Origin of the sequence: Sinorhizobium alkalisoli, from assembly GCF_008932245.1 — a bacterium.
In the GTDB taxonomy this organism is placed as follows: domain Bacteria; phylum Pseudomonadota; class Alphaproteobacteria; order Rhizobiales; family Rhizobiaceae; genus Sinorhizobium; species Sinorhizobium alkalisoli.
Genome location: NZ_CP034909.1, coordinates 2027983 through 2041121, shown reverse-complemented (window position 1 = coordinate 2041121; position 13139 = coordinate 2027983). Strand labels below are relative to the sequence as shown.

The following is a 13139-nucleotide window of genomic DNA, read 5'->3' as shown; positions in this document are numbered from 1 at the left end:
GCGGCGACCGAGGACTGATGTCCGAGCCGCAAGCCTCAAAGGCCGCTGCAACTTCCCAAAGGTAGCGCCGACCACGCCATGCAAGGAGCGATGGAGACCATGACGAACATTTCAATCGGCCTCATTGGCGCCGGCCTCATCGGCCGAAAGCACCTCAAGAAGATAGCTGAGCATCCAGACTATTCGCTCGCCGCCATCGCCGACGTCAACCGCGACGCGGTCGCCGCCCAGCATCCCGGGGAGCGAGTCTACGCCGACTATCGCGAGATGCTTGACGAAATACATCCAAACGCCGTCATCATAGCTTCGCCCAATCAATTGCACGCGGAGGCCGGCATTGAATGCGCCCGCCGCGGCATTCACATCCTGATCGAAAAACCGGTGACCGACACCATCGCGGCTGCCAGCCGGCTGATCGTCGAGACGCGGCTGAGCGGGGTCAAGACGCTCGTCGGCCACCACCGCCGCCACCACGACCAGGTCCGGAGGCTGCGGGCACTGCTGGCCGAGGGAAGCATTGGATCGCTGGTCGGCGTCTCGGCTATCTGGGCGACCTACAAACCGAACGACTATTTCGAGGCGGGTCCGTGGCGGACACAGCCAGGCGGCGGACCCATCCTCATCAATCTGATACACGAAGTGGACTTCCTGCGCTTCGCCGCGGGCGAGATCAAAGCCGTCAACGCGGTCTCATCCAATCGTCAAAGGGGATTCCCGGTCGAGGACACGGCGGCGGCGCTCATCGAGTTCGAGAACGGTGCGATCGGCACCATGATCGCCAGCGACAGTGCGGTGACGCCTTGGAGCGTCGAGCAGGGCACGGGCGAATCTGTTGAGTTTCCCTTCAGCGGCGAGAGCCCTTACCGGTTCATGGGCAGCCATGGATCGCTGGAGTTTCCGACCCTCGTCCACTGGAGCCAGGACGAAACCGCGCGCAGCTGGAACAAGCCGGTCATGTCGCAGCGGCTCTTCACCACCACGATTGACCCCTACGCCGCGCAGCTCGACCATTTCCGCGATGTGATCCGTGGAGATGTTCCGACGATACAGAGCGTCGAGGACGGTGCCCGCACGCTGATTGCTACCCTCGCCATCACTGAAGCAGCTGCGACGGGCACTCGCATTGACCTGCGCGAACGTTACGAGCTGCTCTCAGATGGTTCCGCCAAGACTTTCGCCCTTGCATGAGAGATCTGTCATGATTGCCAAGCCCATCTACGTCCTCAACGGTCCCAATCTCAATCTTCTCGGCGAGCGCGAACCGCACATCTACGGCCACACGACTCTGGCCGACATCGAGGCCAGTTGCGGCCGCACCGAAGCCGCGCGAAAGCATGGCATCATCTTTCGGCAGTCGAACCATGAAGGCCAGCTCGTCGATTGGATCCATGAAGCGCGCCGAGAAGCCGACGCCATTGTCATCAACGCCGGCGGTCTGACCCACACGTCAATCGTCATCCACGACGCGCTGAAGAGCTTCTCCGGACCGGTGATCGAATTGCACGTCACCAATGTTCACCGGCGGGAGGCCTTCCGCCATCATTCATACATTTCATTTGCTGCAACGGCGGTGATCTGCGGACTGGGACCCGAGGGCTATGGGATCGCAGTGAACGCCGCAGCCATGCTCGCCGCCAGGATGAGTTGATGGATTCCAATGGAGCGAGAAAGCACGCGACCGGCTGCGGTGCACGCCTTCGAATCTCCGGCCCGGCGGCCAGCGTGCCGATCCTGCGATCGCAGCCTTGTGGTTTGCTGTCGTTGGCGAGATCGAAAAGCGCAGGGGAGAGCAAGTTCTCCTCAGGGGCAAGAATTTCCGTAGCGCGCCTTCAAGGGATCGGCAGAGTTAGGCCGAGAAAGGTATTTCGATTGCGACGCCAAGCTTTATATATTCACCACGAGAGGTGCCGTGGAGTACGGGGAAAATCCTAAATATCGATTAGAAACACTTTCATTACGTTTCTGCAACCATGACGTAAGATGAAATCGTAATTCGCGGATGTACTTAGAAAAATTTGAGTGGATGACGTGATGACTCGTGGGAAATTGCCACATCATTGCCAAATTCGGCGTTAATCAACGGCGAATTAACCGTTTCCATTTATATCTCCACGCCGGGCTGGGGATATTCCTGCCCGTCTGGAGAAGACCTCATGAAACGCTTCATCGCGCCGACCGCATTCCTGTTGCTGATTTTGGCTCCGGGGGGAGCGGGTGCGGGGACGATCATGAAGACCGCCGGCAGGGCCTTCGCTCCTCCTGCTTTCAAGCCGTTTTGCGCGAGCGAGCCGAGATTGTGCAAAACCGGCGGGGGAGCCAAGGCGGTCTCGCTGAGCGAGGCGAGGGCGGCGGAGCTGAAGCAGGTCAACAGGGCCGTCAATGCGCGCATCGAGGAGCGCAGCGATCTCTCGACCTCCGGGCGCGACGACGATTGGCGCCTGCCGACGCGCTATGGGGATTGCGAGGACTTTGCCATCCTCAAGAAGCACGAGCTGCTCGCGCGCGGCTGGCCGGCCTCGGCGCTGCTGTTGACGGTTGCCCGTTATCAAGGACAGGGCCACACGGTGCTCACCGTTCGCACCAGCGAGGGCGACCTCGTGCTCGACAATCTGACCAACTCGATCAGGGATTGGTCGCGCACGCCCTATAGTTACTTCGCCCGCCAGTCGCAGGCGGACGGCCGCCGCTGGGAATTGATCGCAGGTCCGGAACGCGTAGCGCAGGTGCGGCAACGGCCGGATGCGCAACGTCCACCGCATGTCTCCACAGCGGCCTTCAATCGGCGCTGAGCGCCATTGCCGGCTGCAGGCGTGAGGCGTTGCGGGCGGGCAGGTAGCCGAAGATGAGCCCGGTCGCGAAGGAGCAGGCGAAGGCAAGCGCCACCGGGCCGGCGGTGAAGGCCACCGGCATGCCGAAATATCGCGCGGCATAGCCCGTTCCAAGGCCGACGACGACGCCGATCGCGCCGCCGATCGCGGAAACCACCAGCGCCTCGATGATGAATTGCACGAGGATGTCGCGCCGGCGCGCGCCGGTCGCCATGCGCACGCCGATCTCCCGGGTGCGTTCGCTGACGCTGACGAGCATGATGTTCATCACGCCGATGCCGCCGACGATGAGCGAAATCGCCGCGACGGAGCCGAGGAAAAGCTTCAGCGTGTTGGACGTTTCGGTGAAGGCCTCGCGCACCGACGACATGTTGGTGATCTGGGTATCCTCTCGCTTGTGCCGGTCGTTGAGCAGCGCCTGAATCCGCTCCTGAGTGAGGTCGATGGCGGACGCATCCTCGACCTTGACGGTGATGGTGCGGATGTTGCGCTGGCCGAAGATGCGCATGCTGCCGGTGGTGAGCGGCACGAGGACGACATCGTCCCGATCGGTGCCGCCGGCGCTTGCGCCCATCTCGCTCATGATGCCGATCACCTGGAAGGGGATCTTGTTGACGAGCACATACTGGCCGATCGGGTCCGTGCCGTCGGTAAAGAGTGTGGTGACGACAGTCCGGCCGAGCACCGCGACCGGCGCATAGGTTTCCATGTCGTTGCGGTTGATGAATTCGCCGCGGCCGACGACCCAGGACCTCGCTTCGGTGAATTGCGGCACCGTGCCGTTCGCGGTCGTCTGGTAGTCGACATTGCCGCGCCGGAGCGTCACCGTGCTCGTCATTTCCGGGACCGAGAAGGCGACGTTGGGGAGGTCCCGGATCGCGTCCGCATCGGCCGGCACGAGCGTGACGTTGCTGCCGCCGGCGCTGCCGCGAAAATTCGCCATGCTTGGGCGCACCAGAAGCAGATCGGAACCCATTGAGGAGATGCGGCTCAGCACCGAATCCTGTGCGCCGGTACCAATCGCCAGCATGGCGACGACGGAACCGACGCCGATGACGATGCCGAGCAGCGTCAGGATGGTGCGGAAGAGATTGGCGCGCAGCGCCCGCATCGCCATCCGGATCGCCTCCGACACGTCGGCGATGGCGGCAAAGCCTTCACGGGTGCGTTGCGCAAGGCCGCTGGCGGCGTCCGGATCCGCGCGCCGCGTCCTGGTCCTGTCGGCTATGATCCGGCCGTCCCGAATCTCGATCAGCCTGTCGGCCTGCTCGGCAACTTCGCGCGCGTGGGTGATGACGATGACGGTATGGCCGTTCGCGTTCATCTCGCGCAGGAGCGCCATCACCTCTTGGCCGCTCTGGCTGTCGAGCGCGCCGGTCGGCTCGTCGGCAAGGATGACGCGGCCGCCATTCATCAGCGCGCGGGCAATCGAGACGCGCTGCTGCTGGCCGCCGGAAAGCTGGCTCGGCCGATGGTCGAGCCGGTCGCCGAGCTTGAGCGAATTGAGCAGCGCCTCGGCGCGCTCGTGCCGGTCGCCCGCGGGAACGCCGGCATAGATCGCGGGCACTTCGACATTTTCCCGGGCGGTCGCAGTCGGGATGAGGTTATAGGCCTGGAACACGAAGCCGAAGGTGCGGCGGCGCAGTGCCGCGAGTTCGTCGCCATCGAATCCGGCGACGTTTTCGGCATCGATCAGGTAGTCGCCGGAGGTCGGCTGGTCGAGGCAGCCGAGGATGTTCATCAAGGTCGATTTGCCGGAGCCCGACTGGCCCATGATGGCGACGAACTCGCCGGCTTCGATGTCGAGCGAGATGTCGTGCAGGACCTCGACGGCGAGATCGCCGTTGAAATAGGTCTTGCTGACCTTGTCGAGCGAGAGGAGAGGGGCCATTGGTGCGCTCAGAAAAATCGCGGCATGCGCATGCCGCGCCGGGATCCCGTGCCGGCACCGTCGCCGCGATTGCCTACGGAGCCGGTATCGACCACCACCTCTTCACCCTCATCGAGGCCGCTGACGATTTCGGCGCTGACGCGGTTGCGGATGCCGATCTCGACGCCGCGCGTCTCGGTCACGCCGGACGGCGAGACGACGGTCACCTGTGCCCGTGTCGGCTTGCCGGCCGCGTCGTCATTCATGTGGACCGCGGCACTCGGCACGAGCAACACGTCGCTCGCCGCGGCCTCGACGAAGAAGACCTGTGCGCTCATCGACATCATCAGTTCGCCGGTGGGATTGGGCACGTCGAACAGCGCGTAATAGAGAACCACGTTGTTGTCCGTGTCCGGCTTCGGCTCGACCTGGCGCAGCTTGCCGGCGAAGCGCTTTCCCGGCTGACCAAGCAGGGTGAAATAGGCGTCCATGCCGATCTTCAGTTTGCCGACATCGGCCTCGGAGACCTGGGCCTTGACAGTCATCGTCGAAAGATCGGCGATGGTGACGATCGTCGGCGTCGTCTGGTTGGCATTGAGCGTCTGGCCCTCCTTGGCAGGATTGTCGACGATCGTTCCGGCCATCGGTGCATAGATCTTGGTGTAGCCAAGATCAACCTGGTCGCCGGCCAGCGTCGCCTTCTGCTTGCGGATCTGCGCCTCGACCGCCTGCACGTCGGCTTCCGCGGCGGCGTGATCCGCGATCGCCTGGTCGAGTGTCGACTGCGACGCGCTCCTCGCGGAAACGAGACTGCGCTGACGTTCGACATTGGCATCCTTCAGCACGAGCTGAGCCTTCTTCGAGACGAGCTGCGCCTCGAGATAGGCGAGTTCCGCCTGGTCGATTTCGATCCTGTTCTCGATCGAGGCGGGATCGATCTCCGCAACGAGCTGGTTCTCGGTAACCCGGTCGCCGATCGCGACATGCAGCGATTTCAACTGGCCCGACACTTGCGCGCCGGCGTCGACGGATTTGACCGCGTCGAGCGTGCCGACGGCGGTCACGCTGTTTTCGATATCTCCCCGCGTCACCGCCTGGGTGAGGATCGCCGTCGCCGGCTGCGCCCCGTACTGGCTCCACGTGTAATAGCCCGCGCCGAGGAGCGCGAGCAGAATGGGCAGAGCGATCCCGAGCCGCGACCGGCGCTTGCGTCGCAGCCGCGACGGCGTTTTCGGGATCACGGTGACCTTTGCTGTCGGACTGGAGGCCGCCGCATCCTGTTGCGCCGGCTTGGCCATCTTGCTCATGGGCATAACTCTGTCAGGGCGATCTTCCAAGCAGGATAGAGGTGTAGTCGGCCGGCGAAAAGCATTGAGATCATTATATTTTCGTAATGTTCAGGACGTGTCGTCCGATTCGAGAGGGCCTTCCGCGGTCAAAATGGCATTGAAGGCTGCGCGACCAGAGGTGGACTGCCGTATCGCAACTGCAAGGCTGCCCCTGGCGTCACCGCCACAATCGCGGCCAGAGCCTCCGCAAATTCGGCGGCGAAGCGCTGCACGATCCTCTCAAGAACCGGCTTGACGCCGTCTCTCCTTCTCAATAGAAGAGTGCGAACCGTACCGTACGGTACTCAGAGGAATGGCAAAGTGCCACGCGTCGAAGCGACAAGAGAGGCAAGTGCCGGGACCGGCCTGACCGAGCGTCAGGGCGTGGTGCTCGAGCAGGCGCTGCGCCTTCTCGTCGATGGCGGCGAAAAGGCGTTGACGACGGCGGGGGTTGCGCGCGCGGCCAATTGCTCCAAGGAAAGCCTCTACAAGTGGTTCGGCGATCGCGAGGGGTTGCTTTCGGCGATGATCGCTTTCCAGGCGAGCAAGGTCAGGACGCTCGACGTTTCGGCGGAAGCGCTGGACGCGGCAAGCCTCAAGGCGCATCTTGTCGCCTTCGCGAGAGACCTGCTCGAAGTTCTCTCCGGCGAGGTGTCGCTGGCGCTCAACCGGCTGGCGATCGGTCAGGCGAGCCGCGAAGGCTCCAGGCTCGGGCGACTCCTGCAGGAGCGCGGCCGCCGGCCGATCGGGCGGCGGGCAGGAGCGCTCTTGGAGGCGGGCTGCAAGGCGGGGCTTCTCGCCTTCGACGACGCGGAGGAGGCCTATGGCGCGCTATACGGGCTCGTCGTCTCCGACTGGCATCTTCGCCTGCTGCTCGGCGAAGAGACGGGCGTGATGAAGAAGGATTTCAGCCGCAGGGCGGAGCGGGCGGTCGACGCCTTTCTGAAGCTCTACGGCGCGAAAGCGTAACGGCGGTCCTCGACTGGCTGCCAGAGGCAAACAGACAAGCAAAGGGAAGGAAAAATTCGATGCGCGTCTATTACGATCGTGATGCCGATCTCAACCTTATCAAGTCCAAGAAGGTCGCTATCGTCGGCTATGGCAGCCAGGGCCGCGCCCATGCGCTGAACCTCAAGGATTCCGGCGCCAAGGAAATCCGCATTGCGCTGAAGCCGGGCTCGGCGACCGCCGCCAAGGTCGAGGCCGACGGTCTTTCGGTTCTCTCGGTTGCAGAAGCGGCCGCCTGGGCAGACCTCATCATGATGGCGACCCCGGACGAATTGCAAGCCGACATCTACAAGGCCGAGATCGCCGGCAATATCCGCGACGGTGCGGCGATTGCTTTCGCCCACGGCCTCAACGTCCATTTCGGCCTGATCGAGCCGAAGGCCTCGGTCGACGTGGTGATGATCGCGCCGAAGGGCCCGGGCCATACGGTTCGCGGCGAATACCAGAAGGGCGGCGGCGTTCCCTGCCTCGTCGCCGTGCATCAGGACGCATCCGGCAATGCGCTCGACCTGGCACTCTCCTACGCCTGCGGCGTCGGCGGCGGCCGCTCCGGCATTATCGAAACCAACTTCAAGGAAGAGTGCGAAACCGACCTCTTCGGTGAGCAGGTCGTTCTCTGTGGCGGTCTCGTCGAACTCATCCGCGCCGGTTTCGAAACGCTGGTCGAAGCCGGCTATGCGCCGGAAATGGCCTATTTCGAATGCCTGCACGAAGTGAAGCTGATCGTCGACCTCATCTATGAAGGCGGCATCGCCAACATGAACTACTCGATCTCGAACACGGCCGAGTGGGGCGAATACGTCACCGGTCCGCGCATCATCACGGAAGAGACCAAGGCCGAGATGAAGCGCGTGCTGAAAGACATCCAGACCGGCAAGTTCACCTCGGAATGGATGCAGGAGTACCGTTCGGGTGCTGCCCGCTTCAAGGGCATCCGCCGCGTCAACGATGCCCACCAGATCGAGGAAGTCGGCGCGAAACTGCGCGGCATGATGCCCTGGATCGGCAAGAACAAGCTGGTCGACAAGGCGAAGAACTAATACCAACGGCGGTAGATTCTGGCCGATCTAACCGGAGCTATTGGGCGTCGTGGCAAGGCGCGTCACGCGCCGTGATGCCATAGCATCACAAGCGTGGCGCAACGCAGCCGCGGCGCGCAAGAGCCCGGCCCTTCGGGTGGGACAGGGCGACCCGCTGGACGCCGTTACGCTGCTTGGCCGATGTGCGTGAGCATCGCCCTGCACAGCGCGCCTACCCAGCGGATCGCCCTGTCCCATTAGATCGAAGGAAGCCGGGGCGATTGCCTCGGCTTTCATTTTATGGGCGATGCGATCGGCGCAATCGAGGAACCACCCCGAAAAGTTCACGACGGACTCGTGGTTCCTGTTACGAGCGGCATCTCCATGAAGACGATATGGGGCATCAGCGCGTCTGGATACATGTTATAGGCGGGACAGTCGCGAAAGCCGATGGACCTGTACAGGGCGATCGCCTCCGTGAGCCGGCTGGCTGTGTCCAGTCGCATCAGCGTATAGCCGTCGCTGCGTGCCGCATCGATCGCGGCCATGCACAGGCGTCGCGCTGTGCCGCGCCCCTGGCCGCTCCCGCGAACGAAAAGTCGCTTCATCTCACAAATCGTGTCCGACAGCCGCCGATAGGCAATGCAGCCGAGCATCTCGTCTCCGTGGGCCGCGAGAAACGTGCGGCCGTTCGGCGGTCCGTAGGAGAACGACAGGGTCTGCAACTCTTCATCGAGGGCCTGGTGACTGAATGCGGCATCGACCATCCATGCGTCGGCAGAATAGCGTTCGCGGCACCATTCGACATATTCGCGAACCATGGCTGCGAAAGCGCTATATTGGTCGCTGCTTGCCGCCTGGGTGATTACCTCGCTCGACATTGGCAATCTCATCCAAAACCCCCGCATCACTCGTGCCGGCGCGGTACCATGGGAGCATCCCGTCATCCGCTACGCAAGCGTTATCATGACGCGAGAAAGCCGGGGATCGAGCCCCGGCCTTTTTGTTCAGCTATTGGAAGGAGCCGAAGAACGCCGGATGAGTGCCGGCGGACGGAGCCTCAATCAGAGGATCCACCCTTGAGAGCGTTGGCCATGTGAGTCTTGCACTTTTCGGCATCATTCGCCGCCATGGCTTCCTTTGCCATGGCAAGCTCCTTCTCCGCATAGTCCTTTCTCGTGGCGTCGGTGAACGCCCCGACTTCGGTTTCCACCTTCGACAGGCCGTCCTGATCGCAGATCATGTCGGCCTGGGCAAAAACCGGGGACACGAAAGCTGCGGAAAGGGCGCCGGCGATGAGGAATCTTGTCAGCATAACTGTGACCTCCAGAGTCTGGTGTTTACCTCTTACGCGGAGCCAAACCTCGAACTGCTGTTTCAGTTCCCTGGCGCGAACGGCAACGGTGGTTGCCAGCGCCGGATGTGGGAGCAAACAGGACGAGAGATCTGAACGGAGCAGGGGCTCGGGCATTCGGCAAGCCCCTGTGGCGCCCAGTTCCTTGAGAATGGTATGCGCTCACCTATCTTGCCTTTTCAGCCGCAAGCAGGGGATCAGGCGATGTCGGACATGCACCGCAAGCTGACGACCATTTTTTGTGCCGACGTCCAGGACTATTCGCGCCTGATGGGGGCGGACGAGGAGGGGACGCTCGCGACCCTCAGGCGCTACCGGGATGCGATGGCGCGGTTGATCGACGCGCGCGGCGGGCGGGTGGTGAACACCTGGGGCGACGGGCTGATCGCCGAGTTCCCGAGCGTAGTCGAGGCGGTGCGGGCGGCGATCGATGTCCAGAACGAGCTCGCCAGGCTCAACGTAGCGCAGGCCGACGGAGCCCGGATGTATTTCCGTATCGGCATCAATCTCGGCGACGTGATCGGGGAGGGCGACGACATCTATGGGGATGGCGTCAATATCGCCGCGCGCCTGCAAGCCTCTGCCCCCGCCGGCGGCATCGTCATCTCCAACACCGTCTATGATCAGGTTCGCAATAAGGTGGCCGTCGGCTTCGAATTTCTCGGGCAGCTCCAGGTGAAAAACATCGAAGGCGGTGTCGCAAGCTATGCGGTTCACATCGGCGCGGAGGAGGATCGGCCAGGGCCTCGGGGCAATCGGTCTGTTTTCGGGCGGCAGGCGGCGCCCGAGCGGGCGGCGGCATCCGCCGCGCGGCGGCGCCGCGCTGTGTTCTGCGGGCTCGGCATGATCGCCGCAGGAGTCGTCGCGGTAAACCTTCTCACCTGGCGCGGCGAGGTCTGGGCCGTCTGGCCTGTTTTTGCCGTGGCGCTAATTGCGGCTTTGCTCTGGATCAGAACGTCCCGGCTCGACCGCGGTTTCGCCGCTTTGGCCGTGGCCGGACTTGCGGTCACGTCGATCAACCTTCTCACTTGGCACGGAACTTTCTGGGCCGCCTGGCCGCTCCTTGGTCTCGCGACCGCCGCCGGCATTCGATGGGTCAGGCGCGGGCAGGGCGGCATCGGGCACTGAGCGGGGCCGCCCGGCCAGCGGTCAATATGCCGCGGTGGTAGGCAGGCCGGCTGGCTTTGAAACCCTAAGCGGTTCGCTCTTCCCGACGAGCGACGCTGTAGGCGCCCGTTAGAAAGGGCGTCACGCCGGCGGGCCGCCGAGGATTTCGATGTCGTGGCGCTGGCAGGCGGCCATGATGGCGGCGATCTCGCCTTCATCCGGCGGGCCTCCAACGGGCGTTTCGCTGCGGCCGAGGTCGCGGAAGAAATCGGCCATCTGTTTTTCGACCACGACCATCATCGTCGCCGACCGGCCGCTCGCGTTGAGATAGTTGTGCGGTGTGTTGGAGGGGACGGTGACGACGGTGCCGGGGCCGGCGACGATCTCCCTCGGCGGGATTTCATTGAAGAGACCGAAGGTAATTTCACCATCCAGCACGCGGAATATCTCCGGCGACGGATGGCGATGGGGCGGCGTGCCCGATTGTGGCGGAACCTCGACGTCGACAATGGACAGTCCCGTGTCCGCGACCTCGCCCCTGAACGTGATCCGGTCGCGCACGACCCACAGAGAATCCAGACCGTCCGGATCGCTGATGCCAATCGATGTGTTCATTTCTCTCGCCTGTCTGTGATTTCCGGCGCATCGCCGTCGTTCTTTTGTCTCGCAATCGTCTCGACGAGCAGCCTGAGAGCCCATTCAACGGTCTCTCCCGCTTCCTCGCCGCTGAGGCCGCCATAATCGCGCAGCGTTTCCCACGCGGATGCGCTGTAGAGAAGGTGGGCGATCGCTTCGACCCGTCGCGCCTCGTTGTCCTCGAGGCCGCGCGTGACCTCCAGCAGCGCTTGATGGAATGCCTCTCGGCGCTTCGGAACCATGCGCAGCCTCATCTCCCGGCCGGACGAGGTGTGCAGGCTTGCCCGGATCAAGGCTTCCTCTCGATCGAAGCGCGTGAATGTTTGTCTCGGTGCCCACAAGAGCTCTTCAAGCGATTCCGGCAGGGTCTTGTCCGTGAGCCTGGCGTTGATCCATTCCCAGAAGGCATCGAGCAGGGCTTCCTTGCTCGTGAAATGGCGGAACACGGTTCGCCGCTCGACACTGGCAATCCGGGCAACGGCATCGATCGACATGTTGCCGTCCGGCGTTTCCTGCAGGGCAACGCCGACGGCGTCGAGGATCCGCTCGCGGGTATCCTGAGTGTGCGCCTCTCTCAGGGGGCTCGAATATTTTCGCATCTTTTGTGTATTCATGTCACTATGAATGACACTAAAGTATCCATCTGTCAAGCGACGCTCTGTCGAGCCGACGTAGAGGAAAATAGGTCAGTAATATTGACATAAATCCTGCGCTGTGATGATGTCCGGCCTTCGCCAAAGGGAGGGCCCGCATGCTGAACTGGGAAAGCATTTTCGCCACGCGCTCGAGCCGGATGAAGGCCTCGGAAATCCGTGAGCTTCTGAAACTTCTCGACCGCCCGGACATCATCTCGTTTGCCGGTGGCATTCCCGATCCCGAGCTTTTCCCCGATGCGGAGTTCAAAGCGGCCTATGCGGAGGTCTTCGGCGGGCCGGCGGTCAGTGCGGCGTTACAATATTCGGTGAGCGAGGGCTATCGGCCGCTGCGCGAATGGCTGGCGGGTCAGATGCGGGGCCTCGGCATTCCGGCAGCGGCCGACAACATCTTCATCACCTCCGGTTCGCAGCAGGCGCTCGATTATCTCGGCAAGCTGTTTCTCTCGCCCAAGGACACGGCGCTCGTCACCTGGCCGACCTATCTCGGCGCACTGCAGGCCTTCAATGCCTATGAGCCGGTCTATGACCAGCTCAATCCCGCAGGCAACCGGACGCCGGAGGCCTATGTCCAGGCCGCGGCGGAAGCGGGCGGCCGTGTCAAGTTCGCCTATCTGTCGGCCGATTTCGCCAATCCGACGGGCGAGACGGTCGACCGCGCCGGCCGCCAACGGGTGCTCGCCCTTGCCGAGGAGCTCGACGTCGCCGTGATCGAGGACGCGGCCTACCAGGCGCTACGCTATGACGGCGAGGCCATCCCGCCGGTCCTGGCGCTCGAAATCGCCCGCAAGGGCGACATCAACATGGCCCGCACCATCTATTGCGGCAGTTTCTCCAAGACGCTGGCGCCTGGGCTTCGCGTCGGCTGGGTCTGCGCCGCAGACCGGGTCATCCGCAAGCTGGTCCTGTTGAAGCAGGCGGCGGATCTCCATTCCTCGACCATCAATCAGATGGCGATCTGCACCGTCGCAGAGCGCGGTTTCGACGCACAGGTCGCGAAGATCCACCGCGTCTACGGCCACCGCCGCAACGCCATGCTGGCGGCGCTCGAGAAATACATGCCGGCCGATGTCCGCTGGACGAAGCCGGAAGGCGGCATGTTCGTCTGGGTGACGCTGCCGAAGGGCACGGACGGCGCCGCGCTGCTTGCGAAGTCGATCGAGACCGCCAAGGTCGCCTTCGTGCCGGGCCGCGCCTTCTTCGCCGACGGATCCGGCGAAAACACCCTGCGCCTGAGCTTCTCCTGCGCCAACGACGAGATGATCGACGAGGGCATCCGCCGCCTCGGCGCGCTGATACGCGGCGAAATGGCCGAGGCCGCTTGAGCGCTTCAAAT

Annotated in this window: 13 protein-coding genes; 7 read left to right on the top strand and 6 right to left on the bottom strand. The window is 63.2% G+C overall.

Annotated elements, in window-relative coordinates; genetic code table 11:
* Positions 1-99: 99 nt before the first annotated feature.
* The 3 genes from EKH55_RS09980 (at position 100) to EKH55_RS09965 (ending at position 2789) form a co-directional block, all read left to right on the top strand.
* Positions 100-1188, top strand: coding sequence for a Gfo/Idh/MocA family protein (locus EKH55_RS09980; protein ID WP_151611443.1), 1089 nt, complete (start codon positions 100-102; stop codon positions 1186-1188).
* 10 nt (positions 1189-1198) lie between these two features.
* Positions 1199-1648 carry a type II 3-dehydroquinate dehydratase gene (aroQ, locus tag EKH55_RS09975; protein WP_069457307.1) on the top strand — a complete coding sequence of 150 codons (450 nt, stop codon included), beginning with the start codon at positions 1199-1201 and terminating at the stop codon, positions 1646-1648.
* A 505-nt stretch (positions 1649-2153) separates the two neighbouring features.
* Complete coding sequence (locus EKH55_RS09965) at positions 2154-2789, top strand: transglutaminase-like cysteine peptidase (protein WP_083265240.1); 636 nt, start codon at positions 2154-2156, stop codon at positions 2787-2789.
* Here EKH55_RS09965 and EKH55_RS09960 read toward each other — a convergent pair.
* Positions 2776-4719, bottom strand: coding sequence for a MacB family efflux pump subunit (locus tag EKH55_RS09960; RefSeq protein ID WP_151611442.1), 1944 nt, complete (start codon positions 4717-4719; stop codon positions 2776-2778). The two genes, EKH55_RS09965 and EKH55_RS09960, sit on opposite strands and share 14 nt — an antisense overlap.
* A gap of 8 nt (positions 4720-4727) precedes the next feature.
* Positions 4728-6005, bottom strand: a complete 1278-nt coding sequence (locus tag EKH55_RS09955) for an efflux RND transporter periplasmic adaptor subunit (protein ID WP_151611441.1) — start codon at positions 6003-6005, stop codon at positions 4728-4730.
* A 342-nt stretch (positions 6006-6347) separates the two neighbouring features.
* Here EKH55_RS09955 and EKH55_RS09950 point away from each other — a divergent pair, with 342 nt between their 5' ends.
* Both EKH55_RS09950 and ilvC read left to right on the top strand, forming a co-directional pair.
* On the top strand, positions 6348-6995 hold the full coding sequence (locus EKH55_RS09950; RefSeq protein ID WP_151611440.1) for a TetR/AcrR family transcriptional regulator C-terminal domain-containing protein: 648 nt from the start codon (positions 6348-6350) through the stop codon (positions 6993-6995).
* 59 nt (positions 6996-7054) lie between these two features.
* The gene (ilvC, locus tag EKH55_RS09945) at positions 7055-8074 is read left to right on the top strand and encodes a ketol-acid reductoisomerase (RefSeq protein ID WP_069457311.1); all 1020 of its coding nucleotides are present in this window, start codon (positions 7055-7057) and stop codon (positions 8072-8074) included.
* Between the two features lie 323 nt (positions 8075-8397).
* Here ilvC and EKH55_RS09940 read toward each other — a convergent pair whose 3' ends face one another.
* On the bottom strand, positions 8398-8934 hold the full coding sequence (locus EKH55_RS09940; RefSeq protein ID WP_192803712.1) for a GNAT family N-acetyltransferase: 537 nt from the start codon (positions 8932-8934) through the stop codon (positions 8398-8400).
* A 179-nt stretch (positions 8935-9113) separates the two neighbouring features.
* Positions 9114-9368: a hypothetical protein gene (locus tag EKH55_RS09935; protein WP_069457313.1), complete on the bottom strand. Its 255-nt coding sequence runs from the start codon at positions 9366-9368 to the stop codon at positions 9114-9116.
* A gap of 243 nt (positions 9369-9611) precedes the next feature.
* Between EKH55_RS09935 and EKH55_RS09930 the strand changes: the two genes are divergently transcribed.
* Positions 9612-10535 (top strand): adenylate/guanylate cyclase domain-containing protein, encoded by a 924-nt coding sequence (locus tag EKH55_RS09930; protein WP_151611438.1) that lies wholly within the window; start codon positions 9612-9614, stop codon positions 10533-10535.
* 120 nt (positions 10536-10655) lie between these two features.
* Here the strand turns inward: EKH55_RS09930 and EKH55_RS09925 are convergent, their stop codons facing one another.
* Both EKH55_RS09925 and EKH55_RS09920 read right to left on the bottom strand, forming a co-directional pair.
* A complete protein-coding gene (locus tag EKH55_RS09925; RefSeq protein WP_069457314.1) occupies positions 10656-11129 on the bottom strand; it encodes a cupin domain-containing protein in 474 nt (157 codons plus the stop codon).
* Positions 11126-11749 carry a TetR/AcrR family transcriptional regulator gene (locus EKH55_RS09920; protein WP_225191694.1) on the bottom strand — a complete coding sequence of 208 codons (624 nt, stop codon included), beginning with the start codon at positions 11747-11749 and terminating at the stop codon, positions 11126-11128. Before EKH55_RS09920 ends, EKH55_RS09925 begins: the two co-directional genes overlap by 4 nt.
* 152 nt (positions 11750-11901) lie before the next feature.
* Here EKH55_RS09920 and EKH55_RS09915 point away from each other — a divergent pair, with 152 nt between their 5' ends.
* Complete coding sequence (locus EKH55_RS09915) at positions 11902-13128, top strand: aminotransferase-like domain-containing protein (RefSeq protein WP_151611436.1); 1227 nt, start codon at positions 11902-11904, stop codon at positions 13126-13128.
* Positions 13129-13139: the final 11 nt, after the last annotated feature.